General features: G+C 35.9%; 23 protein-coding genes and 1 other RNA gene. 17 read left to right on the plus strand and 7 right to left on the minus strand.

What is annotated here, in order from left to right:
* Nucleotides 1–26: 26 nt before the first annotated feature.
* A complete protein-coding gene (locus EKM68_RS06145) occupies nt 27–650 on the plus strand; it encodes a DnaD domain protein (RefSeq protein ID WP_125588870.1) in 624 nt (207 codons plus the stop codon).
* The gene (locus tag EKM68_RS06150) at nt 650–1,300 is read left to right on the plus strand and encodes an endonuclease III domain-containing protein (RefSeq protein ID WP_125588872.1); all 651 of its coding nucleotides are present in this window, start codon (nt 650–652) and stop codon (nt 1,298–1,300) included. The genes EKM68_RS06145 and EKM68_RS06150 overlap by 1 nt, the downstream gene beginning before the upstream one ends.
* A gap of 47 nt (nt 1,301–1,347) precedes the next feature.
* Here the strand turns inward: EKM68_RS06150 and EKM68_RS06155 are convergent, their stop codons facing one another.
* The gene (locus EKM68_RS06155) at nt 1,348–3,783 is read right to left on the minus strand and encodes a transglycosylase domain-containing protein (RefSeq protein WP_125588874.1); all 2,436 of its coding nucleotides are present in this window, start codon (nt 3,781–3,783) and stop codon (nt 1,348–1,350) included.
* Nucleotides 3,780–4,418, minus strand: a complete 639-nt coding sequence (recU, locus tag EKM68_RS06160) for a Holliday junction resolvase RecU (protein ID WP_125588877.1) — start codon at nt 4,416–4,418, stop codon at nt 3,780–3,782. Before recU ends, EKM68_RS06155 begins: the two co-directional genes overlap by 4 nt.
* 132 nt (nt 4,419–4,550) lie before the next feature.
* Between recU and EKM68_RS06165 the strand changes: the two genes are divergently transcribed.
* From EKM68_RS06165 to EKM68_RS06180, 4 genes are all read left to right on the plus strand, one after another.
* Nucleotides 4,551–5,102 carry an SLOG family protein gene (locus EKM68_RS06165; RefSeq protein ID WP_125588879.1) on the plus strand — a complete coding sequence of 184 codons (552 nt, stop codon included), beginning with the start codon at nt 4,551–4,553 and terminating at the stop codon, nt 5,100–5,102.
* A 54-nt stretch (nt 5,103–5,156) separates the two neighbouring features.
* Nucleotides 5,157–5,846, plus strand: coding sequence for a cell division regulator GpsB (gpsB, locus tag EKM68_RS13805; protein ID WP_318530721.1), 690 nt, complete (start codon nt 5,157–5,159; stop codon nt 5,844–5,846).
* A 21-nt stretch (nt 5,847–5,867) separates the two neighbouring features.
* Nucleotides 5,868–6,223: RNase P RNA component class B (gene rnpB, locus EKM68_RS06175), an RNA gene on the plus strand.
* Between the two features lie 70 nt (nt 6,224–6,293).
* The gene (locus EKM68_RS06180; RefSeq protein WP_125588881.1) at nt 6,294–7,412 is read left to right on the plus strand and encodes a THUMP domain-containing class I SAM-dependent RNA methyltransferase; all 1,119 of its coding nucleotides are present in this window, start codon (nt 6,294–6,296) and stop codon (nt 7,410–7,412) included.
* A gap of 5 nt (nt 7,413–7,417) precedes the next feature.
* Here EKM68_RS06180 and EKM68_RS06185 read toward each other — a convergent pair whose 3' ends face one another.
* Nucleotides 7,418–8,362: a magnesium transporter CorA family protein gene (locus EKM68_RS06185; protein ID WP_125588883.1), complete on the minus strand. Its 945-nt coding sequence runs from the start codon at nt 8,360–8,362 to the stop codon at nt 7,418–7,420.
* Nucleotides 8,363–8,550: 188 nt separating this feature from the next.
* Between EKM68_RS06185 and EKM68_RS06190 the strand changes: the two genes are divergently transcribed.
* Nucleotides 8,551–9,978, plus strand: a complete 1,428-nt coding sequence (locus EKM68_RS06190) for a C69 family dipeptidase (RefSeq protein ID WP_125588885.1) — start codon at nt 8,551–8,553, stop codon at nt 9,976–9,978.
* 65 nt (nt 9,979–10,043) lie between these two features.
* Here EKM68_RS06190 and EKM68_RS06195 read toward each other — a convergent pair whose 3' ends face one another.
* Nucleotides 10,044–11,057, minus strand: coding sequence for a lipoate--protein ligase (locus EKM68_RS06195; protein WP_125588887.1), 1,014 nt, complete (start codon nt 11,055–11,057; stop codon nt 10,044–10,046).
* Between the two features lie 77 nt (nt 11,058–11,134).
* Nucleotides 11,135–11,527 (minus strand): reverse transcriptase-like protein, encoded by a 393-nt coding sequence (locus tag EKM68_RS06200; protein ID WP_125588889.1) that lies wholly within the window; start codon nt 11,525–11,527, stop codon nt 11,135–11,137.
* Nucleotides 11,528–11,554: 27 nt separating this feature from the next.
* Between EKM68_RS06200 and EKM68_RS06205 the strand changes: the two genes are divergently transcribed.
* The 7 genes from EKM68_RS06205 (at nt 11,555) to EKM68_RS06235 (ending at nt 19,146) form a co-directional block, all read left to right on the plus strand.
* Entirely contained in the window at nt 11,555–11,956 is a 402-nt protein-coding gene (locus EKM68_RS06205) for an EbsA family protein (RefSeq protein ID WP_125588891.1), read from the plus strand.
* A complete protein-coding gene (locus tag EKM68_RS06210) occupies nt 11,940–13,622 on the plus strand; it encodes a formate--tetrahydrofolate ligase (protein ID WP_125588893.1) in 1,683 nt (560 codons plus the stop codon). The genes EKM68_RS06205 and EKM68_RS06210 overlap by 17 nt, the downstream gene beginning before the upstream one ends.
* Nucleotides 13,622–14,086, plus strand: a complete 465-nt coding sequence (gene lspA / locus EKM68_RS06215) for a signal peptidase II (protein WP_125588895.1) — start codon at nt 13,622–13,624, stop codon at nt 14,084–14,086. The genes EKM68_RS06210 and lspA overlap by 1 nt, the downstream gene beginning before the upstream one ends.
* Entirely contained in the window at nt 14,076–14,990 is a 915-nt protein-coding gene (locus EKM68_RS06220; RefSeq protein WP_404810797.1) for an RluA family pseudouridine synthase, read from the plus strand. Before lspA ends, EKM68_RS06220 begins: the two co-directional genes overlap by 11 nt.
* Nucleotides 14,991–15,093: 103 nt before the next feature.
* On the plus strand, nt 15,094–15,621 hold the full coding sequence (gene pyrR, locus EKM68_RS06225) for a bifunctional pyr operon transcriptional regulator/uracil phosphoribosyltransferase PyrR (RefSeq protein WP_125588899.1): 528 nt from the start codon (nt 15,094–15,096) through the stop codon (nt 15,619–15,621).
* A 49-nt stretch (nt 15,622–15,670) separates the two neighbouring features.
* A complete protein-coding gene (locus EKM68_RS06230; RefSeq protein WP_125588902.1) occupies nt 15,671–16,756 on the plus strand; it encodes a carbamoyl phosphate synthase small subunit in 1,086 nt (361 codons plus the stop codon).
* On the plus strand, nt 16,750–19,146 hold the full coding sequence (locus EKM68_RS06235; RefSeq protein WP_125588904.1) for an ATP-binding protein: 2,397 nt from the start codon (nt 16,750–16,752) through the stop codon (nt 19,144–19,146). The genes EKM68_RS06230 and EKM68_RS06235 overlap by 7 nt, the downstream gene beginning before the upstream one ends.
* A gap of 19 nt (nt 19,147–19,165) precedes the next feature.
* Here EKM68_RS06235 and EKM68_RS06240 read toward each other — a convergent pair whose 3' ends face one another.
* A complete protein-coding gene (locus tag EKM68_RS06240) occupies nt 19,166–20,815 on the minus strand; it encodes an Rqc2 family fibronectin-binding protein (protein ID WP_125588906.1) in 1,650 nt (549 codons plus the stop codon).
* A gap of 163 nt (nt 20,816–20,978) precedes the next feature.
* Here EKM68_RS06240 and EKM68_RS06245 point away from each other — a divergent pair, with 163 nt between their 5' ends.
* The 3 genes from EKM68_RS06245 (at nt 20,979) to EKM68_RS06255 (ending at nt 24,042) form a co-directional block, all read left to right on the plus strand.
* The gene (locus EKM68_RS06245) at nt 20,979–21,848 is read left to right on the plus strand and encodes a DegV family protein (RefSeq protein ID WP_125588908.1); all 870 of its coding nucleotides are present in this window, start codon (nt 20,979–20,981) and stop codon (nt 21,846–21,848) included.
* Nucleotides 21,849–21,975: 127 nt separating this feature from the next.
* Nucleotides 21,976–23,223: a CAP domain-containing protein gene (locus EKM68_RS06250; protein WP_125588910.1), complete on the plus strand. Its 1,248-nt coding sequence runs from the start codon at nt 21,976–21,978 to the stop codon at nt 23,221–23,223.
* A gap of 597 nt (nt 23,224–23,820) precedes the next feature.
* On the plus strand, nt 23,821–24,042 hold the full coding sequence (locus tag EKM68_RS06255) for a phage scaffolding protein (protein WP_125588913.1): 222 nt from the start codon (nt 23,821–23,823) through the stop codon (nt 24,040–24,042).
* 317 nt (nt 24,043–24,359) lie between these two features.
* Here the strand turns inward: EKM68_RS06255 and EKM68_RS06260 are convergent, their stop codons facing one another.
* Entirely contained in the window at nt 24,360–25,214 is an 855-nt protein-coding gene (locus EKM68_RS06260; protein ID WP_125588915.1) for a metallophosphoesterase family protein, read from the minus strand.
* Nucleotides 25,215–25,264: the final 50 nt, after the last annotated feature.

The following is a 25,264-nucleotide window of genomic DNA, read 5'->3' on the forward strand; positions in this document are numbered from 1 at the left end:
TTATTTGATAGGAAGAAGTGAATTTAATGAATGAAAATACTTTTGATGAATTTTTGAGCAGTGGAAATACGAGTATCAGTAATTTGATTATTCAAAATTATAGCAAGCTTGGCATGACCGAAAAGGATTTGATTGTTTATCTAGAACTATCTTTGTATGCACAAAAGGGAATTCAATTTCCAATGGCAGCTAATATGGCAGCTGATACGGGGATAGATGAATCAACAATTTATACGATTATCCAAGGATTGATCAAGCTAGGCATTATTGAATTAAAAACAGTAATTGATCATCACCAGCAACGTGATATTTATTCTCTAACACCAATTTTTAAAAGATTAGAGGTTCTGTTGACACAGAAGTCTGATGAGAACCAAAAAAATCAATTGATGTCTGAAACAGAAGAATTATTTAAAAAAATAGAGGTCGAATTTGGTCGTCCTATTTCACCCATTGAACAAGATCAAGTTCATCAGTGGATCGATGATGATCACTATTCAATTGAGTTGATCGATTTGGCACTAAAAGAGGCTGTGCTTAATCAAGCATATTCAATGAAGTACATGGATCGTATTCTAATCAGTTGGGAAAAGAGTAATATTAAGACAGCTGAGCAACTCCAAGAAAGACGAAAGAAGCTGGGATATTAATGTTAAAGGACGAACAGATTGTCTGGGCAATTCACCAGATGGAAGAAGACATTGGACCTGTTGGTCCTTCACTAGATTCAAGAACACCGTTCCAATATCTTGTATCGGTTATTTTAAGCGCACAAGCGACAGATGTGTCAGTTAATAAAGTTACACCTACTTTGTTCAAACTCTATCCAGAGCCTAAGGATTTGATGAATGCAGACGTTGAAAGTGTAGAACGTATCATTAAGAGTGTTGGACTATTTCATAATAAGGCTCGAAATATTATTAAAACTGCAGGAATCGTTCATGAGGAATTGAATGACGTAGTTCCCACAGATCGTAAGGGTATCATGGCGTTACCTGGAGCCGGCCGTAAAACGGCGAATGTTGTATTGAGCGATGTTTTCAATGAACCCACCTTTGCCGTTGATACACATGTTTCTGCGATATCTAAACGAATGCATTTTGTCGATCAAAAGGCATCCCCGTTACAAGTTGAAAATAAAATTGTTGGCGTGTTACAGCCAGAAGAATTACATCAGGCACATCACACAATGATTGAATACGGCCGCAAGTATTCAATGAAATTAACTCCGGATAAAGAAGTTAGTCAGTTGATTATCGATTGTGACAAATTGAATGAAGAAAATGAGTCCGAAATATAAAAATAGTCATCAAAATCAAATTTCGATTTTGATGACTATTTTTGTGTTTAATTAGATGACGTAGTTCCACTCTGGGTAGTTGTTGAACCACCTTGGCTATTATTAGTGTTGCCACCAGTTGTACCGCCATTATTTGTACTACCATTACTGTTGTTATCGGTAGTTCCACCACTGTTATTTCCAGTGTTGGTATTCCCATTATTGCTGCCGGTATTACCAGTATTACCGGTATTGTTATTATTAGATGTAGTTCCACTTTGATTATTATCAGTTGAAGTACTGTTATTATTGGTTGTACCTGTACCTGTACCAGTCGTGGTTGAATTATTCTCATTGGTATCGTTATTTTCATCAGTTGATTCTGAATTACTGCTTGATGGTCTAGTAGTTGTTGCATCATTAGAACTGGATTCAGAAGTACTATTTGATGATGAAGAATAACTTTCAGTACCCTTGTATGGATTATTCGGAGCATATCCTTTAACAAATAATTCACTAGTTGAACCACTTGATGAAGGGGCAACTGTGGCTGATGTTGATCCGTTATTAAGAATATTTAATCTTACGACTGAACTAGGTTTCTTCCAGTTAGGGTTAGTACTGTCAGATCTATTTTGAAGATATTGAATCATTTCTTTGTAGACCTTGCCGGGTACGCTCTGATACGTCATTGAAATACCTGAACTATTAGGTGAGTCATAACCGGTCCAAACACTCATTGAATAGTTCTTAGTAAATCCATTGTACCAGGCATCCTTAGCAGTGCCACTGAGAGCTGAATTAGCTGCAATAGCACTATCATCATAATTAGTTGTACCAGTTTTACCTGCTTGATGAAGCCCTGAGATATTAGCGTATGTAGCATATTCAGTTGGTACACCTTTGAGCATATCAGTGATCATGTAAGCAGTTGATGATTTCATTACACGTTTGCCCTTAGAACTGTACCTGTGTGTGATACCATCGGCGGTCTCGATCTTAGATACATATGTTGGCTTGTAATAAGTTCCGCCATTTGAGAAGGCAGAGTAGGCTGAAGCACCTTGCAAACTGGATGCCTCGGCACCAATACCAACACTTAATGGATCACTGCTCTTGAGATTCATACCAAGATTATTGGCAAACCCTTTTGCTTTGGATAATCCAACATCACCTAAAGTACGGATAGCTGGAATGTTTCTAGAATTTACCAGGGCATCACGCATACTGATCTGTCCTTCATATTCCTCATCCCAGTCTTTCAACTCGATGTCGGTACCAGCGTAGGTATAGGCTGTATCTTCAACTTGATGGTAGGTTGACCAATTCAAGTATTCAATTGCCGGTCCATAATCCAGGATAGGCTTCATGGTTGAACCATTACTACGAGAAGTTTGAACTGCACGGTTGAGACCAAATTGGATATTAGAAAGATTTCTTCCACCGATCATTGCAATAACATTTCCGTTATTAGGATTGACGATGGTTGCACCAATTTGTTCTTTTGAATCTTGGAAACTTACTGTACCTGAATTAACGATGCTGTACAGTTTTTTTTGAGCCGCATAGTCCATGTTGACGGTAATCTTCAAATTATCACGATAGGGGTCAAATCCCTTTTTCTTAACTTCAGTAATGGCTTCCTTAATGTAAGGATCAGAAACAATACGTTTGGTATCGTTGCTATTGCTTACTTTTTTATATGGTTGTAAGCCGTCATCGATCGGCGTGTTCAAAGCCTCTGTTTCCTCGGCCTTAGTAATTTTATTATTTTCATACATCGCATAAATAACTAAATTACGACGATTCTTAGCTGCTTCAGGATGAACATAGGGATCGTAATTACTTGGTGCATTAGGAATACCAGCAAGTAGTGCTGTCTGAGCAATTGTTAATTTATCCAATGATTTGCCGTAATAGTATTTAGAAGCAGTCTTGATACCACCAATACCATTATTGAAGTATTCCTTATTAAGATAGAACTCAAGAATTTGTTGCTTGGAGAATTTTTGGCTGACGCGCATTGCCAGATAAGCTTCTTGCATTTTACGTTTGAACGTCTGGTCTTTAGCATCAGTCGAGAACACAGTCAACTTGATCAATTGCTGTGTTAAAGTACTGGCACCTTGTAGTGTTCCTCTAGTTATATTGGTGATTGCTGACTTAACGATTCTCACTGGGTCAACACCCAAAGGCTCGTTATAAAAATTTTTGTCTTCAATGGAAATGACAGCATCTTGAACTCTTTGGGGCACTTTGTCGATTGTTACGTAATTTCTTTTGTTGGCACCTAGTGAGGCGATGGTTTTTCCATTTGTATCCACAATAGTAGAAGAACCACCACTTTGAAGGTTTTCTTGGCTGACAACAGGAGCACTTATCGCATAATAGATGAAGACAGCAATGAAGAGTCCTGCCAACACGCCAATAATGGCAAAGATCCATTTAAAAATTGATTTGGCGATTGTATTAGATGAAGGAGCGTTGTTTTTCTTTTTACTCATTTTTTCTCCCTCCCACTTTCTATAAGCTGTTGAACAGCGTTAATATAGGGTAAAGTAGGGTTATAATTAGGACTTATTTCGATAGAGCATTCAACTATTTGTTTTAGCTGAATCGATTTAGCACCATCATGCTTTTGTCCGTCCCAATATTCAAATAAATTATCTGCAGGCATAATAAAATACCGTTTTAAAGCAACGTACTTGATGATAACAAAACATATTCCACCTTGTTTTTGACAAGCTTTCAAGTGATCGATTTGATGTTGATGAAAGTTTTTTAATGGAAAAGTATTTTTATGCTTTGTTTCCTTAGCCTCAAAGTCAACGTAGTGACCCTCATAGACCCCGTTATAATCAGTTGTGGATGCTTTACTAAAATAGGCCTCCTTGATTACTGCACGGCTTCGTTTAGGGTAATCTACTTTGACAATTTGTATAGGCGTTGGTTTTTTATAAATTACAGCAACATCATGACTACGGTAATATTTGTTGCTTTCGTTTATTTCTTCCTCTAGAGTCATACCACGATCACCAAAAATCAATTTCTTTTTGGCTGAGGTATCAACGGAGGGCTTGCTTGATGCAGGTGATGGCGAAGTGTTAAATGACCTGCCATCAGGGTAATTAAATTTCAAAATATCAACTCCTACTTGAGCATTATACCATGATTGCATTGTGGGGAAAGGCGGGCGCCTTTCATCTAATCAGTTTTGATTTAGAACATTATACAGCAATATATCAGTAACTTATTCAAGGAGATTTATTTAATGATTAAAAATTTATGGATAACTGGATATCGATCCTACGAGATAGGTTTATTCAAACCGGACGATCCAAAGGCAAAAGTAATTCAAAAGTTTTTTGCAGAGCGAATAACTAATTATGCCGAGGACGGTATGGAATGGGTCTTGACTGGTGCACAGATGGGGACTGAACAAATTGTTGGTAAGGCAGTAAAAGATGTAAAAGATAAAGGATATGACATAAAACACGCAGTTATGTTGCCATTTTCTGAATTTGGTGCAAAATGGAATGAGAATAATCAGCAATTACTAAATATTTTTTTAAGAAATGCTGACTATACTAACAAATTATCTAATTTAGGTTATCATTCAAGTGTACAGTTGCGAACATGGCAGAATTTTATGTTGAAACATACTGATGGAGCGATAATTTTTTACGATCCGGATAGCGGTGGGAAGCCAAAGTTTGATTATGAAGCTATCCAGAATTATCGTTCCGCGGGAAATAACTATGAATTAGAACTGGTAGATTTTGACACAATGCAAGATTTTGCTAATATAATGTTTGATAACTAGCCTAAGAGTTACTTCTTTTGGTATAATTAATTAACACAAACTGGGGTGTTCAATATGAATAATATGAATCAAATGAATGGATTTAATCAAAATCCACAAGGTAATGATAATAATTTTGTTTTAAATTTCCAACCAAACGATATTCTTCAAAAAGAATTTAAAACAAAAATGAGAGGATACGATCCAACTGAAGTCGATCAATTCTTAGATGGAATCATCAAGGATTATGAAGCTTATTCAAATGAGTTGAATCGTCTTCAATCAGAAAACGAAAGTCTTCAGACACAGCTTGGTGCAAAAGGCCAACAGCCACAACCAAAGCAAGCTCAGCAACAAATGCCTAAGAATCGTGTTTCAAGACCACAACCACAAGTGAAGAATCAAGCTGCATCAAGTGCAACCGCTGAATCCTCAACTAACTATGATATTTTGAGAAGAATTTCCAATTTGGAGAATCGTGTATTTGGTCATGATTTTTCTAATGGACTTCCAGACGAAAGCAATCATGAAGTAAAACAATTTGCTTCTGCTGCTGTTCCAAATAACATGGCTGGTAATGGTGTGGAAAGTGGACACAATGAGATCAATCCTCGTATGCAACCACAACAATCGCCAATTAATAATCAACAACAAGGATTTAATGATCCTAATCATTTCCAATCTAATCGTCAAGGTCAAAATATCAACGGTTTTAACGGAAATAATGGAAATATGAATAATAATGGTAATTTTAATCAATTTTAGTGTATAATGAATTCATCGGTAAATTTTGAGTAATCGCGGCTTAGTTATCTAAGCTGAGGAAAGTCCACGCCCACACGAGCTGAGATGCTTGTAGTGTTCGTGCTTGGCCCAATAAGCCAAGGTACCTTATGGTAACGGCAGCGAAAGCACTAAAGTTTCGACCATGTGTTACTAGCTTGAAAGTGCCACAGAGACGTAGTATTACGGGAAACCGTAATAGTGGAACGAGGTAAACCCCGCGAGTGGGCAACCCAAACTTTGGTAGGGGCGCTTCATAACGAGAAATGAATCTACTGTGAAGGCGTAATTGTAGATAGATGATTACTAACTGTATCGGAGTGCCTAGCCGATACATGAACAGAACGTGGCTTATAGAAATTTACTAAGGTAAGGGACGACTTGTTCGTCCTTTTTTTGTATAAAAATTTAACTCATGAAGAGGTAGAAATGAAATTAATTGCAACGATGTCAAGCGGTTTTGAAGCTATAACCGCACGTGAACTACAAGATTTAGGTTATGAGACTCAAACAGAAAATGGCAAAGTATATTTTGAAGGTGAATACGAAGACGTAGCTAAAGCTAATCTCTGGTTACGTAGCGCCGATAGAATCAAGATTTTGATCGGTACTTTTAAAGCCACAACCTTTGAAGAACTATTCGACAAAGTTTATGCAATCGATTGGGATCAATGGTTGCCGTTGAATGCGGCATTCCCAATTAAAGCTAGAACTGTTAAGTCTGCGCTTCATTCCGAACGTGATATTCAAGCAATTACAAAAAAAGCCATTGTTAACAAAATGGCTGATATTTACATGCGCCGTGGAAGATTGCCAGAATCTGGTGCAACTTTCCAAATTGAAACACGTATCCATAAGGATGAAGTTGAAGTGACCCTTGATACAACAGGAGCATCACTTTACAAACGTGGATATCGCGTTGAACACGGTGCCGCTCCATTGAAAGAAAATTTTGCGGCTGCCATGATCCTATTGACAGTTTGGCATCCAAATATGCCATTCATCGATCCAACAACTGGTTCAGGTACAATTGCCATTGAGGCTGCTCGTTTAGCTAGAAATATTGCTCCTGGTATTCAGCGTCATTTCGTATTTGAAGATTTCGATTGGTTCGATCCAAAAATTCTAAGTAATCTAAAAGAAGAAGCTAGAGCTGGAGAAAAAGATGTTGAATTAAATATCTTTGCTAGTGATATCGATGGTTCAATGATCGATGTTGCCAAACTTAATGCTCATGACGCCGGAGTTCTTCACGATATTCAATTTAAGCAAGTTGCTGTGAAAGATTTGAAGATCGAAGGCGAAGATGGAGTTATCATCGCCAATCCTCCATATGGTCAACGTATGAGTGATATGGAAAACGTTAGAAAACTATACAAAGAAATGGGAGAAGTCTTTAGGACCGCTCCCACTTGGAGTAAATATATTTTAACTAGTGATTTGGAATTTGAAAAATATTACGGTGAAAGAGCTACTAAAAAACGTAAGCTCTACAATGGTTCAATCAGAGCAGATTACTATCAATATTGGGCAACTCGACGTCATTAATTTGGTTATAAACTATCACGACGATGTAGGTCCCAAAGGATTAGCAAAATCATAATTGCGGTTACAATAAGTGAGAAGAACCATGACCACCACTTGTCAGCGACTGGCAGTTTCATATTCATACCATAAAAACCTGATACGATCGTGGGAATACTTAAGACAATTGTGTAAACTGTCAGTACTTTCATGGTCGTATTTGTTTGGTTATTTAAAATATTGTTATACGTATTAGAAACTCGATCAATAATGTCAGAACTCAAACTGGCTTGATCGCGAATCTGTTCGATTTCGACAATTGAATCATGTAAGTGTTCTTTAGATTTTTTGGACAAACTAATGTTTTGGATTTTACCTGATGAAATAATCTCGATTTGTTTAACAACATTAAAATTACCATTGATAGCTGTACTGATATACGTAATCAAATCTTCTAGTCCGGCTAATTCTAGAATTTGATTCTTAGAAGAACGACTGTGTTTGATGTGTTCTTGGATTTTATTCCGATCTTGATTAATTTCACTCATACGGTCGTTGTAATCACTTGTAACTTGGTCAAATGTATTGAAGATAATTTCCCATATGCGATCATCTAAGTCGCCTGTGAAGTGATTATCAGCCTTAGTAATATAATCTACCAAGTAATGCGTGTCGTTGTTAGTGAATAGGAATAGTTGATCATCTTTGATGGCAAAGGAAACTGGTAGAGTAATATCCGATAAATTATCATCAATGACAGTTTCTCTTTGGACATTGAAGACAATCAAAAAGGTGTTGGTGTGCTCATCTAATTCAAGACGAGCACGTTCATTTGTATCATCAGCGTAATCAAGGATCTCATTTGTAATCTCATATTTTTCAATTAATTCGGTACGATCTTGGTCACTTAAATTTTCTTTGGAGTGAATATCGATCAATGTTAAGTCCTGGTTCAGCTTTTGTGAATTTATCATAGTAGTTCTCCCTCGAAAACAATAATAGCATAAAAAATAATCTCAACTATTTGCAATTTAAAATAGTTGAGATTATTTAGTTTGATCAATTAATGTCATTCTGAATTAATTATAATTTTTTTAATAATTACTCTGGTATAGAGTAAACTTTAATCCTATACTATTTAACAAAGAGGGAGTGAACGTAAATGAAAAATACAAGTTCTGATTGTACTGAAATTCTAGTTGGTAAAGCTGCTAGTATGGATGGTTCAACTATTGTCGCCCGTAATGAAGACGGTTATGGTCCAATCAATCCGATTAAGTTTGTTGCTCATGAAGCAAAGAATCAAAAGAATGCTGAGTATGTTTCAATAACTACTAATGTAAGGGTACCACTACCTGATCACGCTTTTCGTTACACCGCTACACCACAGGCTGATCAAAGTGATGGTCAATATGAAGAGGCTGGTATCAATGAGTATAATGTAGGGATGAGCTCAACTGAAACGACGGCAACCAATGCCCGAGTTCTGGGTTATGATCCACTAGTTCACGATGGTATTGATGAAGAAGCAATGTTGACGATAGTTTTGCCATACGTTAAGACTGCTAAGGAAGGTGCTATTCGTTTAGGTGCCTTACTAGAAAAATATGGTACGGGCGAATGTAATAGTATTGCCTTTAATGATAAAGACGAAATTTGGCTTTTAGAAACAGCTGGTGGTCATCACTGGGCAGCAATGCGTTTGCCAGAAGATACCTATGCCATTGTACCTAATCAAACAGTCATGCAAGAAGTTGATGTTAATGATACAGATAACTTCTTAGTAGCAACTGACTTAGTCAGTTTTGTTGAAAAACATAATTTGAATCCACAACCAGGTCATTTTAACTTCCGTGAGATTTTTGGTACACAGAGTGAAGCTGATGCATATTACAACACACCTCGTACTTGGTATGGTCAAAAATTATTCAATCCTGAAATTGAACAGGAACCAACTGCTCAAGATATGCCGTTGACCAGAAGGCCAAGTAAGAAGATTGCAATTGAAGATGTTCAATACTTCTTGTCATCACACTACAATGGAACAAAGTATGATCCATTTGGTACCTTTGCTTCTGGAACAGCAGCTGAACAACGACAATTCCGTTCAATTGCGATGGATCGTAATCAAGCGTCATCAATTCTTCAAATCAGAAATGATGTTGACGCAAAATATGCTGGTGTACAATGGTTGTCACTTGGTTTCTTTGCTTATAGTCCTTATGTACCGTTCTACACTAATATCACTGACACACCAGTTGATTACAAAAACACGACTAATGATGTTGACGTTAATAATGTATATTGGTTAGAAAAGACATTGTCTGTCATGATCGAACCACATTATCATGAATATTCAGATATGATTCATGCGTATCTTGATGGTTGTCAATCATATGCTCGTCAACGATTAGAAACTACTGATAACGCAGTTGAATCCTTAAGTGGGGATGTTTCAGATTTCTTAACTAAAAGTAGTATTGAAACAGCTGCTGAAGTTTCTAGTCGTACACATAAGTTATTTGACGATGTTGTTAAACAGGGCTTGATGCTTTCTAAGACAACTTGGGAAAAAGGTCAAAATTTATAATAATAAATCAAAAAAATCTTCTTGATCAAAAATGATCAGGAAGATTTTTATTTACAAGTTTTTGTTTATGGTGTAAATAGATTTAATAATTCAGTTTCTGGAATGCCTTTAAAGTAGTCATCTAAATTAAATTTATCAAGCACTGCTAGAATATCGTCACGATCAAATTTTGTATTAAGTAACTTACTCTTAATATCAGTGACATCTTTCATACCGAAGTAATCACCATAGATTTGAACGTCGGCAATTTTACCATCAGCGATATTATAACGGACATCAACAGTACCCATATCAAAGTGCTTTCTTTGTTTAGCAGTGAATTCAGGTGATTTACCATAAACCCAATCCCAATTGTAGTAGAATTTCTCTTTGATCTTATCAATTTCTTTTTGATCTTCTGAAGTCACTACATACTCGTGATCTTTGATATCATCTAGTGAATTAGCGTGGAATAATTCCAATAATAGTTTGTCACGGAATTGTTCAGTTGTAAGATTTTGATATTCTTTATCAAGGTAAGGGCGAACGTTAGTTACACGACTTCTGATCGACTTGATACCTTTTGAAGCAATTTTGTCTTTTTGAACATGTAGAGCTTTTGTTAAGACATCCAAATCAACATCTAGTGATAATGTACCATGTGAGAATGTTTTGCCATTTCTTGAGTACATAGCATTACCAGAGAACTTCTTACCATCAACTAGTAAGTCATTTCTGCCTGAAACTTCAGCAGTAGTTGCGCCCATTTGGTGTAATGCATCAATAATAGGTTGTGTGAATGATTTAAAATCACCGAAATTCTTATCATCTGAGTCAACCATAAAGCTGAAACATAGATTACCAAGATCTTGATATACAGCACCACCACCAGATAGACGACGAGTAACTGTAATATTATTATCTTTGATATAATCTGGATTGATTTCTTCCATTGTATTCTGGTTACGGCCAACAATGATACATGGTCCTTCAATATAGAAGAGTACAAGTGGTTCGTCAAATTCGACATTGTTCATTAAATATTGTTCTGTGGCCAGATTGTCACGAATATCTCTGTCCTTCATTACAACGTAATACATGAAAAAGCCCCCTTGAGTATTTTTGTAAGCGATTTAATAGTATCACATTTTTCACAAATCTTACATACAAAAACCATTCACTTGCGCAATTTTATCAACTCATGATGAACCAAGCTGTGTGCGGCTCGATTATCTTTGTCTGAGATATGTTTCACAAAGTATGAGGGGAAGTTTGTGAGTTGTTTTAAAATATCGTTCAGGATAGATTGATAGTGCTTAGAATACTTTTTGTCTATACTATCTGTTAGAATTTTACTATCTGAGTGAATGAAGAGAATGTCATCATCCCATTCTCGTTCTAAAAGCTCTCTTAATGCTAATTCTAGTGCCAAAAACTCGAGATAGTGATTATCATTTGGATCTTGTGGCTGTACACGATTGATTGTTTGATCGTTATACTTTATAACATAGGCGGTAGCGGCTAGATTTAAATTAGAATTTAAACCGGCGTCGGTGTACAATTTAATCATCTTATTAAAAACCTTTCAGGAGTAATTATGTCAAAGAAATATTTCGTTCAACCCACGGGTTCATGGGGAATTATCATGTGGTCGTTTGCATTGAGTATATTGTGCTTGGGTGTTGTATTACAGTTAGAAGTATTTAGCTTCAGTATACTTCCATTTTTAGCATGGATTTTAGGAATCGCTCTCGTAATTTATATTATAACTAATTCATGGGTAAAATTTGATAATGGTTCAGTTATTATCAAAGAGCCCAATTATTACAAGGCCAGAGTATTTGATCAATCTGAGGTCAAATTGAAAAATGATAGTAAATGGACTCTGGAATTTATTTTTGAAAATCATGATTATTTTCCATTGAAGATTACTTCTACTAAGAAAATTTTGAAGAAAATTAAGAAAGAAGCGGGTGATGCAAATGTCATTTCCAAGTGATATTGAAATAGCTCAAATAAACGAGCACGAAAAAATGAAGAATATTAGTGAAATTGCTGGAAAAGTCGGTTTGGATCCTAATGATATTGAACCTTATGGTCATTTTAAAGCTAAGATTTCAGCAAATGGTATTCGTAAAGCAATGAAGAATGATGATGGAAAGTTGATTTTGGTAACTTCAATCAATCCAACTCCTGCTGGAGAGGGCAAATCAACCGTTGCTATTGGTCTTGCGGATTCATTACAGGCTATAGGTAAAAAGTCGATTTTGGCCTTACGTGAACCCTCACTTGGCCCTGTAATGGGAATGAAGGGGGGAGCTACTGGCGGTGGCTATGCCCAGGTTGTTCCTATGGAAGATATTAACCTGCATTTCACCGGTGATATGCATGCTTTGACTAGTGCTACTAATACTTTGGCAGCGTTGATCGATAACCATCTTCATCAAGGAAATCAATTAAATATTGACCCACGCCGTATTATTTGGAAACGTGCTCTAGATATTAACGACCGCTCACTGCGCAACATTACGATTGGACTTGGTGGTCCGGCGAATTCAATTCCCCGTCAGGATCATTTTGAAATTACAGTTGCAAGTGAATTAATGGCAATTTTATGTTTATCACAAGATATTGATGATTTAAAAGAACGTATTTCCAACGTTTTGATAGCATATACGTATGATAAGAAACCAATTTTTGTGCGTGACCTACATGTTGAAGGTGCCATTACCATGTTGTTGAAAGACGCTTTGAAGCCAAATTTGGTTCAAACACTTGAGAATACACCAGCCATTATCCATGGTGGACCTTTCGCAAATATTGCACATGGCTGCAATAGTATTTTGGCAACTAAGTTAGCCATGAAGCTTGGTGACTATACAATTACTGAAGCAGGATTTGGTGCTGATCTTGGTGGTGAGAAGTTTATGGATATTGTCACTCCAAAGCTTGACCATGCTCCTAATGCAATTGTAATTGTTGCGACTATTCGTGCTTTGAAATACAACGGCGGACAAGCACTGAAAAATTTGGAAAATGAAGATTTGAATGCTTTGAATCTTGGCTTTAAAAACTTAAAACGTCATGTTAAAAATATGCGTTACTACCATATTCCAGTTGTCGTTGCTATCAACAAGTTTGCGACTGATACTGATAATGAAATCAAATTACTTCAAACACTTTGCGATGAACTTGGAGTTGAAGTTGGATTGGCAGATATTCACAACAATGGTAGTCAAGGTGGATTAGACTTGGCTAGAATGGTTGTAAAAGCCACTGATAAAGAGGCCAATTACACACGTCTATATGAAGATGCTCAACCAACAATTGAAAAAATCGATACGATTGCTTCAGAAATATACGGTGCCAATAATGTCGAATATAGCCCTAAAGCCCTGCGTCAATTACAAGTATTAAAAGATAATGTTTGGGATGACTTGCCAGTATGTATTGCTAAAACACAATATTCGCTGAGTGATGATCCTAAAAAATTGGGCAGTCCTAGGGACTTCACGCTACATGTCAAAGAAATCGTTCCTAAGCTAGGTGCCGGATTTGTGGTTGTACTGACCGGCAGCATTTTAACTATGCCCGGATTACCAAAAGAACCAGCCGCATTGAATATGGATGTTGACAATGATGGCAGAATTAGTGGGTTATTCTAGTGCTTATAGTTTATGTCGCACTTTTCATAGCCCTGATCATTGGCGATCAAGCACTGAAGTATTATGTTGTTGCAAACATCCCCACAATGAGTTTTCACGAATTTATTCCTGGAATTTTATCGCTGACACACATTACTAATACCGGTGCAGCGTGGAGTATGTTAGAAGGAAAAATGATTTTTTTCTATATCGTTACGATTGTGGCAGTCATCGTTTTACTTTATTTGTTTATTAAATCTGATAAAAAAGATTATATTTATCGCTTTTCTCTGTTATTCTTATTAGCTGGAACAGTTGGAAATGCTATTGACCGTTTTACACGTCACTTTGTAGTTGATATGTTTAGTTTCGATTTCATTAATTTTCCAATTTTTAATTTAGCTGATACTTATATTACAATAGGAGTAATACTTATAATTGTTTCATTAATATTTATGACGGAGGGTGAAAAAAATAGTAAATAATCCAATTGATCTAGTGTTCGAAGATACAAAAAGAACTAGATTAGATAATTTTGTGAACGATAGTTTAGAAGATCTAACACGTTCACAGATCCAAAAATTCATTAAGGATGGTAACATTCTCGTTAATGGGCAACCTGCAGCCAAGACAGGGATGAAATTAACCGCTGGTGATAAAATTAATATCACAGTACCTGAAGAAGAACCAATTGAGGCAATTCCACAAAACATTCCAATCGACGTTGTATATGAGGACGAAGATGTTCTTGTTGTAAATAAGCCTCAAGGGATGGTAGTGCATCCTGCAGCCGGTCATCGTGATGGTACACTTGTTAATGCAATCCTGTATCATAGTAAGATCAATGATGATGATATGATCCGTCCGGGAATTGTACACCGAATTGATAAGGATACTTCTGGACTATTAATGATTGCTAAAAATAATTTGGCAAAACAATCTTTGATGAAACAACTTAAAGCAAAAACTAACTTACGTGAATATCTTGCTATCGTTCATGGTAACTTTAAGGAAGTTAATGGAAAAATCAATGCACCACTCGGTCGTTCTAAGAATGATCGTAAAAAACAAGCTGTGGTAGATGATGGTCGTCATGCGGTGACACATTTTACAGTTTTAGAACAATTTGAAAATTACTCACTTCTCAAACTAAAATTGGAAACAGGTCGTACTCATCAAATTAGAGTACATATGCAATACATTGGTCATCCGGTTGCGGGTGATCCATTATATGCACCTAAGAATACAATCCCTGGTAATGGTCAATATCTTCATGCTGAAACTCTAGGGTTCGAACATCCTAGAACTCACAAATGGATGGAATTTTCAGTTGAACCACCAGAAATATTCAAAGAAACTTTAGAAAAGTTACGTACTAATAAGCTTTGACATTGTACTCTTGTATAAATTTAGTTAGAATTTAATATAGTGGGAAATAAATTAAGGCGCTCACGTTGTGAGTGCCTTTTTTACAGAATAGGAGAAAGTTGTAATGGCTAAAGAGATAATTGACGGACAAACTATGACACGAGCATTGACTCGTATTACCTATGAAATCATTGAACGAAATAAAGGAATCGATGACTTGGTATTGGTGGGGATCAAAACGCGTGGAGTTTACGTTGCTCACAGAATTGAATCACGTCTTAAACAATTGGAAAATATCAGTATTCCAGTCGCAGAATTAGACATTACACCTTATCGTGATGATGTTACGCATGAAGAAAAAAATCCTGCGGACGTTGAGCCACAACCGCTCGGCATTGATATCAATAACAAACATGTTATTTTGACTGACGATGTTTTGTACACAGGTAGAACTATTCGTGCAGCTATGGATGCCCTTATGAGCGTCGGACGTCCTAAAAAAATTTCTCTAGCAGTATTGGTTGATCGCGGACATCGTGAATTGCCAATTCGTGCTGATTTTGTTGGTAAAAATATCCCTACTTCTCAAAAAGAAAAAATCAAGGTTTCTATGAAGGAAATCGATGGTGAGGATAAGATTGAAATCGAGTAATTAATTATTAGTGAGAACTATTAATTAACTTTTTTAGGAGTTGCATTAAATGAAGCGTTATTTAATTTTAGAAGATGGAACAGTTTTTCCAGGAGTTGGTTTCGGTTCATCTATTATTACGACTGGACAATTAATAATTTCTAACAATCGTACCGGTATTGAACAATCAGTGACGGATCCTGACGCTGAGGGCCAGATACTGGCTTTTACGATACCCTCAATTGGTAGTTCAGGGATTAATCGTGATTTTTATGAGTCTATTAATTCTCAATGTAAGGGAGTTGTAATAGGCTCCTCGAGTCATACAACCATTGACGGTTCAGTTTCCTTTGGAGATTGGATCACTAGTTTAGGAATACCCGGTATTAAGAACGTTGATGTTAGAGCCCTGTCTAAGCATATAGCGGAACACGGTGAAATGAAGGCTAGCATCATGGATACCCACGATGAGCATGCTATCGATCAAATTAAGGCACTAGTATTACCACCTGACTTGGTTAAACGTGTATCAACTAGACAATCATATCCTAATCCCAATATGGGTATAAAAATCGTTGTAGTAGATTTGGGATTAAAATATTCTATTTTACGTCAATTATCGTACCGTGACTGTAACTCAGTTATTGTAAATTACAACGCCACATCAGAAGAAATCGAAAATCTACATCCTGATGGGATTATCTTCTCTAATGGTCCTGGTGCACCAAGCGATATTCCGCAAACCATTAAAACTATTCAAGTGCTACAAAAAAAATATCCTATTCTTGGAATTGGATTAGGAAATCTCTTAATTGCATTGGCTAATGACTGCAAGATAATTAAGCTTGCTCAACCACATCATGAATCTTCCTTGGCAGTTAAGGAAGTAGCCAGTGGTAAAATTGATTTTGTTAATCATAACCATTCATATACAATTGATGAAAAATACATTGGTTCGTCAGATTTTATTGTAACCAACATTTGTGTTGCGGACGGAAGCATAGAAGGTATACGTCATGAGTACTTGCCGATTATGTGTGTTTTATTTGAACCAGAAGCAGCACCAGGTCCTAACGATGGCTATTATGTTTTTGATGAATTTATTGATCTAATCGATTCAATCAAATTTCAGGACGGAGGTATTGATCAATGGTAGAAACAGAGCCACATAATATATTGATCATCGGCCCGACGACCAGCGATAAGAATGTTGATTTGTCGACTGCAATGTACGACACTGTCGAAATTTTGCATCAGCTGGGATATAAAACTTCCGTTATTGTTGAGGATCCAACTTCATTATTATCCGCAGGTAAATTTTTTGATCGTATAGTGGTTGAACGGGTAACTGGTGAACATGTTTTGCAGTATATACAGAAATTCCATCCAGATGCAATTCTACCAACTGTAGGCGATCGTAATGCCTTAGGAATTGTATCTAGTTTGAATGGTAAAATTGGCAAGGTTAAAATTCTTGGTTCAAATTACATGGCATCATTAGCTACTTTTAAGCGTGAATTGTTTATTAAAAAATTGACAGATAATAATTTACCAGTAATCAATTTTGTTTCGTCTGATGATGAAAAAGAAATCTATAGTTTTATTCGTTCGATCGGATTTCCAATTATTGCCAGAAGGCGTTATTCGAACCGTCACTCAAGTGGATGGACTAATATTAATAATTTGTTTGAGTTAGATAATTTTATGGCTCTGGAAGATATTGAAGATTCAAGGATTGAAATTGAGCGAAGCATTCGTGGATTCAGTGAATATTCGTTTACTGTGGTCCGAGATAAGTTCGATAATTCCGCACTTATTGGTACGATCGAAGATATTGAACCAATTGGTATTCATCATTTGGATTCCAATCTGATCTCACCAGCAATTTCATTGAATGACTCCAAACTTCAGAAGATGCGAACAGCTTCATTGAAGCTTGCACAAGCTTTTGATATTGTCGGTGTCTGTACAGTGCATTTTGCTTATAATCATAAAACGAATGAATACTTTATAACTGAATTCATACCACGATTAAGTGAGGAGACTAAGTTCCTTGAATATGCGACAAGTTATCCAATTGCTACATCAGTTGTAGAACTAAGTTTAGGTTATCATTTGGATAAACTACAATTAGACGGTGGACGTGGTTTCAACGGTGCTTCAGAGCCATTCGTTGACCACATCACATCACGTTTCCCTCAGTGGTCAAAACCCGGTCAAAAGTATTTAGGACCAAGTAAGACTTCCGACTCAAGTATTGTCGTTAATGGTTTCAGTATTGAAGAGGTGTTCAATAAGGGTGCGCTGAATGATAAATTAAATCATAATATTCACAGACGTTCACAATTACAAAAATTAGATGATGATGAGCTATTCGAAAAAATCATTCATCCAACTAACTGGATGCTAGATGTTTTACTCGAAGCCTTGAGACGCAAATTTGAAATGCCAGTGTTGTCAGAAATCACTGGTATCAATATGCCTTACTTGACCGTCCTAAAAAATCTCATGGAGATCAAGCGTCTTATTGACGATGATGAAATCGGTACTGAAAATATTGAACGTTTGGTAGAAATGGGAGTTAAAGGTGTCGGTCAAAGCAAGTTACTATTGGACAATGATGATGTTGTGACTAAAACTGTTGTTAAAAGTAAGCGAGCTATTTCTGTTTCTAATCGAAATTATCATAATCAAAATTTTTTCGTGACTGCAGGTATTAGTAGTGATTTGGAGTTGAATGATAAAAATAAAATTATTGTTCGTTCACCTATTATCACATCTAAGACTGATATTATGATCAGACAGTTTGTTCTAATGCAGTTAGTTCAATCTATTACGCAAAATGGATTAGAAGCTATTGTGATTGGTCGTGAGCCTTGGACAGCACCGTTGTCATTGCGAGAAAAAGTTATTGAAATCGATGACCCATATATGGAAATGAAGTCACTTGATTTGATACCCCAAGAAACAGTCTTCAAGGTAATTGACTTTTCAAGACATTTAACTGATGTAGATCAGTCTGATGATGTTTTTCAAATTAATGCCAAGCAACTAAAGAGTATTGAGATACCTGGTGAAATTTCATTGCGCGCTATGGTAGTGACAGATGGTAATAATTATCTCGTTCCATCAGTGATTTATCGTCGTGAAAATAATGGTCATTCATTTGAAATTAGCTCATACAATAACTTCTTGCCAATTAATGATCGTAGTGCGATTTCTAAACTGATCGATCAAGAATTGGAAGATAATCATGAAGTTAATGTTTTCAACTTTGAGTTTGTTAAGAGCAATGATCATTGGATCGTTTCCAAGTCGTTTGAAGGAATGACTGAAGATATTATTCGACATGAGTTAGCTAGTTCGGTACATGTTATTGACACGTTGGTTAAATTGATTCTTGGTAACAAGATTGATGACAATAAGACTCTTGAAGAGATATACAATAATCAAGATAGTCGTTATCTGATGACAGTCGATGATAAGAAATACAATCTTTTGAACTTCGAAGATACCAAAGAGCAACTTGCAAAACTATTGAAATAAAAAGAAGATTAGCCAGTGGCTAGTCTTCTTTTAATTTATTTACTAAATCTCTATCTGGATCAACAAGAATTGTTTTTTGACCTTCAAAAATAACAAATCCTGGTTTTGCGCCATTGGGTTTACGAATATTTCTGATTTGGAGATAATCAACCGGTACCTTAGATGAATCACGTGCTTTGGAATAGTATGCGGCAATTGTCGCAGCTTCAGTGATTGATTGTTCATCAGGGTCACTAGTCTTCAAAATAACATGAGAACCAGGAATATCTTTAACGTGGAACCAATAATGATTCTTCTGTGAAAGCTTCATCGTTAATTGATCATTCTCAAGATTGTTCTTACCAACGACTATTTCAATTCCATTAGTCGTCTTAAACGGTTCACCGATCTTTTTCTTACGTTTCTTACGAGCGTTTTTACTGCGTTTTTTGATATATCCAGAGTCAATTAATTCTTCTATAATACCATCAACATCCTCGATATCAACGTATTCTAGGGATGCTAGAACTGATTCAAGGTAGTTTACCTCATTAGTAGTTATCTCAAGTTGTTCATTAATGTGTGGAATAGAGTTTTGCAGCTTACGATATTTCTTATAGTATCGTTGAGCATTATCTGAAGGTGACAACTCAGGATTCAACTTGATAGTTACTTCTTCATTGTTGTAGTAGTTAGTCAATACGACTGATTTAGAACCACGGACAACTTGTGACATGTAAGTTGTTAGGAGTTCACCGTAGAGTTTGTATTCGCTCATGATCTTAGTCTGTTCAAGCTGTTTGTTTAGCTTCTTTACTTTGGACTTATCCTTTTTAAGGATTATATCTAGTCGATTAGTAATTGACTTGGTTTGTTGTTCGATACGGTCGATTCTCGCACGGTCAATATAATAACTGTCCAGTAGGTCACTCAGAGTAGGGTAGGTATTAACTACTTCAGATGTGTTAGGGAAGGGAATAGGCATATATCCTAACTTCTTGTTGGAGTTCATCTTAGCAGTGTTAGGATGGATATCCTCATATTGTTTGATGAACTCAGGGATGTCAGTAGTAGCCATTTCGTTTGAAGTATCGATACCAATTCCTTCAAATTTTTGGCGAATATCTTTGACATCATCTAATCCTTCAAATTCTGAATTATCAGCAGTGAACGGATTGATTTTGTTTTGTGCGGGTGGCAACTTGTAATCATCACCAGGTAATAGCCCACGAAAACTATTATTTTCAGGTGAGACACGTTTGATTAGGTCAACAATCTTCCCAGTTTCTTTGTTTATCAAGAAAATATTGCTGTGTCGAGCCATTATTTCAGTAGTTAATGTAAATTCATGAATGTCTCCTAATTCGTTTTTGGCACTCAAGTCGATCATGACAACACGGTCATTGTTCAACTGACGAATATTTTGGACAATTGCACTGGTGATGTATTTTCTAAGTGACATTACAAATGTTGAGGGTTTTGCTGGATTAGCAAAAGGCTGTTTAGTAATTTGTACACGAGTATAGCTGGGGTGTGCTGAGAGCAATAATTGTTGATTCTTGCGATTACTTCTAACAGTCAATATTAACTCGTTGGCAAAAGGCTGCTGAATTTTTGCGATTCGACCACCCTTTAGATTTTGATTTAATTCGTTTACCATCGCATGGGTAAACATTCCGTCAAATGACATATATATGATCCTTTCTCATCTTGCAAATAAATGTAAGATTATTGTATAATTTCTGAAACAAATTTTGATTTTTTCATCGTAGTAAAAATTTCCCGAATGAATATGATATAATCTAAGGGTTATACAATCATTATACGTAACCAAACAAGGAATTGATAAATTTATGAAAATAGCCATTGTAACAGACAGTACATCATACTTACCGCAAGAAATAGTTGATAAATATAATAATATAACAGTCGTACCAATCGAAGTAGTATTTGATAATAAAACTTATCGAGAAGATATTGATATCACAACATCAGAGTTCTATGAATTACTTCAAAATTCACCAGAACTTCCTTCAACTGCTCAACCTTCGATTGGCGAAATGATGAATTTGTACGATAACTTGGCTAAAGAAGGCTATGATACCGTAATTTCAATACATTTAGCAAGTACTATCTCTGGATTTGTTAATAATCTTAAGACAGCTGCTAAAACAATCGAGAATATTAACGTTACTGTATACGACTCATGGATAACTGTACGCCTTATGGGCTACATGGTTCAAGAAGCAGCACGTATGGCGAACGATAATAAAACGACACAAGAAATAATCGATCGCCTTGATATTCTGCGTAATTCTATGGGTGAATCATTCGTTGTTAATGACCTTAAGAATTTAGTTAAGGGTGGTCGTCTTTCAAATACCTCCGCAGTTATTGGTACAATGTTGAATATTAAGCCTCTACTTGAGTTCGATGATAAGTCACACAAGATAGTTGCTTATGATAAAGTTCGTTCCCTTAAAAAAGCTAAACTAAAAGCTGAAGAAAAATTACAACGTGCCATTCAAAAATCAAAGGAACCTCTCAGATTATTAGTTATTGATGCTGATGATAGGAGATCTGGTGATGAATGGGCTAAACAGCTACAAGTAGAATATCCCGACTTAACAATTGACAGATCATACTTTGGTCCTGTTATTGGCGCACACCTTGGAAAAGATGCTCTAGCCATTGCCTGGATGCGTGATTTCAACAAATCATAACTATAAAGGCCGTAAGGCTTTTTTATTTTATCCCAATGTTTTAAAATAATAGTATTAATCAAGTCTTTATTTAATTTTTATTTAGGGTAAAATTAATTTAGCTATACATGAAGAAAAGGGGATTATTATGTTTTCTAACACGAAAAAAGTAGCCTTACTTTTAGCAACAGGTGTATTGTTAAGTACTAGTTTTAGTGGCACCGTTGCATTGGCTGATACTACTTCAACCGATACAAATAGTGATACAACAGTATCTACTGCAACTAATAGTCAAAATGATAGTGATAATCAAGTTGTTAAGGATACTAATACTAACGGTACTACAAACAGTAATGCATCTACTTCTACCGCAAACACGACTGCTGCAACAACTAACGGCTCTGCTACTACGACGGTTCAATCAGCTCAAGACATTGATCTTTCTGCCGTAAGAAGTGCTATGTTAACTGAGCTTAATAGTTTACGTGCACAAAATGGATTAAGTGCATTGTCGTCAGTTAGTGTATTGAACAACTATGCACAAACGAGAACTGATAGTTTTACCTCTTCAGGTGTTGACGATCACGCTGGTTGGAATTCAGCCAACATGTATCCATATTATTTAGATGCTGAAGAAAACATTGCTCAAATGCCATTTACTATGTTAGGAACTACCGATCCTACAACTATTGCACAAAAAATCACTGCTGAGTTTTACAGTGAAAATTATGATCCACAACCAAATTACGGTCACAGAAAGAACATGCTGAACCCATATATTAATTTTGTTGGTATTGGTGTCAGTGTTGGTTCTAACGGTATGGTTTACTTCTCACAAGAGATGGGAAATGACGCTGAGGCACATAGCAGATATGCTGCCAGTGATTTGTACAGCTACTACCTAACTAACGAGAATGATTATGCTAATGTGTCACAATACAATCTTGTCGACTCTAAGCGTAAGAGTGCTGATTACAAGGCTAGAGATGGATACGCAGTTGCTGATGTGCGTGGTGGGGTAACGACTAAGAGTGCTCCTGTCGTTGTATATGATAGATACGGCCAAACAACTGATTTAGTGCTTCCAGCAAACACGTCATGGGGATCAGACATTATTGCAATCATGGATAATACATTTTATTATCACGTAAGTAGCAACGGTTTCGTACTTGCCGATGACGTAACACCTTGGGCAAGTTTCTTAGCTGGTACCATTGTTACAACAACTGGTAATGCAATGATCTATGGTGATAACGGGGCAGCAACAGGTACAATAGTTCCATCAGGTACTATGTGGAAGACAGATAGACGTTCAACAAATCCTAACAATGGCATTAAGATGTATCGCATTGGTACTAATGCTTGGTTACTAAAGACCAATTTAACAGGAGCTTAGGATTTTACTCAACATTTAAATATTATTGAGAGATGTCTAAAATGGCATCTCTTTTTTTATGGGGAAATAGAAAAGCGTTACATTACTTTTTTAGCAATAGTTATAATATATGTTTTACGAAAACATAAAACAAAATAATAAAAAAAAACAATACCACATAATCTCCCATTAAAAATAGCTTATTTAACGGAATTTGTCGATGAGAAAAATAGACTTGGACATATTTACAGTCCGAAAATATATTACAAAAGTGTCAGCATATCCGTTTATTAAAGAAGTTAGTACTAATCCGTGGTCGTATTGAAGATTCAAAGGTATCAAAAAAGTTCATTGGCGAGAAATCCTTTGTTGTCATTAATAACAAAGGAAAAGTGATAACCATTGTACCTTCGATTATAAAGAAAAGAGGGAAAAATGATGGATAATTCTAGCGCAACTGTATATTTTCATAAGATTGAAATTACAATGGATTATAGATGAGTTACTAATGAATAATTAGCATGTTGCGTCCTGAGCATGACGGTAAAAGGCTTATTTTTTATGCAATCAATTAGGCGATGTCGTTACCATCGTTAAAAAAACGTAAAGAGATTTAGCATGAAAAGAGAATTTTTAAAAGACTTAGGTCTAACAGATGATTCAATCGATAAGATGATGTCTGAATATGGTAAAGATATTCAAGGCGTTAATTCTAAGCTTGCTAGTGCAAAGGAACAACGAGATAGTTTCAAACCTCAAATCGATGACTATTTATCTTCGTGGAACCGTATGAATAATGAACTACTACCAATATGGAACATCCAGGATCAGGTTATTTAGGACAATTACAACTAAATCGTTTTAAACTATCAAACCGTATCATGATTAAATCTAACGAAATATTCAAATCAATCAGCAAATAAATTCATAAAGCACATCAAATTATCATGTGTAGAATTTTATCAGTAACGTTAATAATTTATAATGGATCATTTAAAAAAGAACTCAAATCTCAAAAATCACATTCATGTTTGAGAGGAGAGTTATTTTTTGATGAATATCTTGAATATTAAATCTAAGGTTACATAATATATATTATACGAAGTAACCCTTCATTACTAAATACAAAGCTACAATACATCCTCATAAACATGATACTACTCAAAGTTAAGTAATTGTTTATAGAATTTCATTGCTTCAGATTTGTAATCATGCAATTCCATATATTTCTTCAACTCAGGTTGATCGTGTGTGTACGCAATTCCTTCAGTAAATAGTTTCTTGTACAGTTCGATGTACGGAAGATTCATCTCTTTAGCTAGCTCTAATTCATGATTAACGTCATAAGAGATCTTCTTAAACTCAATATTAGTATAACCGTACTTATCAATATCAATAATGGCATACTGAGCACGTCTGTCAGGTCTAAACTTGATCCGTTCGGTGTATGGTTGCCCAATTGAACCAGGATTAATTATTAATTGATCCTTGCTGCTAGTACGCATTATTTGATGATGTGTATGGCCGTATACGGCCAAGTCATAATCTATATCGTCGAACAGGTCGTCAAAATTCGCCTGTGATTGATATGGTAACAATTCATGCCCGAAATTACGTTTCTTAGTATTATGTGTTAGAAGAATTTTGCTGCCATTAACATCTAAAGACTTGTATATAGGGGCTGTCTTCAGTTTATCCAAATATTCAGGCTTAGTTTTATTCAGCGTATACTTCATTAACATTAGTATATAAGGTGTTACAGGATCTTTTAAATCACGCTCAGTGAGCTTGCTGACATCCTCAAATAAGAAATTATCCCAATTCCCACGTAATAGTACAGTAGTGTTAACTGAGTCCAGCATTTCAAACAGTTCATTAGTCCCAGGACCTGGCATTAATAGATCTCCAAGGTACCAGGATTCTTCAATTTTTTCTTTTTCCAAGTTTTTTACGACTGCTTGTAGAGCCGTAATATCTCCGTGAACATCGGATAACAGTGCTATTCTAGTCATTTTTTCATCTCGTTTCACTTAAAATTATAGGGGTCATCGAACGTTTGGTC

Origin of the sequence: Companilactobacillus jidongensis (genome assembly GCF_003946575.1) — a bacterium.
In the GTDB taxonomy this organism is placed as follows: Bacteria; Bacillota; Bacilli; order Lactobacillales; family Lactobacillaceae; genus Companilactobacillus; species Companilactobacillus jidongensis.

Excerpts from the sequence above, each read along its gene's own strand:
- EKM68_RS06145 (WP_125588870.1), top strand. The coding sequence starts at position 27 with ATGAATGAAAATACTTTTGATGAATTTTTGAGCAGTGGAAATACGAGT.
- EKM68_RS06150 (WP_125588872.1), top strand. The coding sequence starts at position 650 with ATGTTAAAGGACGAACAGATTGTCTGGGCAATTCACCAGATGGAAGAA.
- EKM68_RS06155 (WP_125588874.1), bottom strand. The coding sequence starts at position 3,783 with ATGAGTAAAAAGAAAAACAACGCTCCTTCATCTAATACAATCGCCAAA.
- EKM68_RS06165 (WP_125588879.1), top strand. The coding sequence starts at position 4,551 with ATGATTAAAAATTTATGGATAACTGGATATCGATCCTACGAGATAGGT.
- gpsB (WP_318530721.1), top strand. The coding sequence starts at position 5,157 with ATGAATAATATGAATCAAATGAATGGATTTAATCAAAATCCACAAGGT.
- EKM68_RS06180 (WP_125588881.1), top strand. The coding sequence starts at position 6,294 with ATGAAATTAATTGCAACGATGTCAAGCGGTTTTGAAGCTATAACCGCA.
- EKM68_RS06185 (WP_125588883.1), bottom strand. The coding sequence starts at position 8,362 with ATGATAAATTCACAAAAGCTGAACCAGGACTTAACATTGATCGATATT.
- EKM68_RS06190 (WP_125588885.1), top strand. The coding sequence starts at position 8,551 with ATGAAAAATACAAGTTCTGATTGTACTGAAATTCTAGTTGGTAAAGCT.
- EKM68_RS06195 (WP_125588887.1), bottom strand. The coding sequence starts at position 11,057 with ATGTATTACGTTGTAATGAAGGACAGAGATATTCGTGACAATCTGGCC.
- EKM68_RS06200 (WP_125588889.1), bottom strand. The coding sequence starts at position 11,527 with ATGATTAAATTGTACACCGACGCCGGTTTAAATTCTAATTTAAATCTA.
- EKM68_RS06205 (WP_125588891.1), top strand. The coding sequence starts at position 11,555 with ATGTCAAAGAAATATTTCGTTCAACCCACGGGTTCATGGGGAATTATC.
- EKM68_RS06210 (WP_125588893.1), top strand. The coding sequence starts at position 11,940 with ATGTCATTTCCAAGTGATATTGAAATAGCTCAAATAAACGAGCACGAA.
- pyrR (WP_125588899.1), top strand. The coding sequence starts at position 15,094 with ATGGCTAAAGAGATAATTGACGGACAAACTATGACACGAGCATTGACT.
- EKM68_RS06230 (WP_125588902.1), top strand. The coding sequence starts at position 15,671 with ATGAAGCGTTATTTAATTTTAGAAGATGGAACAGTTTTTCCAGGAGTT.
- EKM68_RS06235 (WP_125588904.1), top strand. The coding sequence starts at position 16,750 with ATGGTAGAAACAGAGCCACATAATATATTGATCATCGGCCCGACGACC.
- EKM68_RS06240 (WP_125588906.1), bottom strand. The coding sequence starts at position 20,815 with ATGTCATTTGACGGAATGTTTACCCATGCGATGGTAAACGAATTAAAT.
- EKM68_RS06245 (WP_125588908.1), top strand. The coding sequence starts at position 20,979 with ATGAAAATAGCCATTGTAACAGACAGTACATCATACTTACCGCAAGAA.
- EKM68_RS06250 (WP_125588910.1), top strand. The coding sequence starts at position 21,976 with ATGTTTTCTAACACGAAAAAAGTAGCCTTACTTTTAGCAACAGGTGTA.
- EKM68_RS06255 (WP_125588913.1), top strand. The coding sequence starts at position 23,821 with ATGAAAAGAGAATTTTTAAAAGACTTAGGTCTAACAGATGATTCAATC.
- EKM68_RS06260 (WP_125588915.1), bottom strand. The coding sequence starts at position 25,214 with ATGACTAGAATAGCACTGTTATCCGATGTTCACGGAGATATTACGGCT.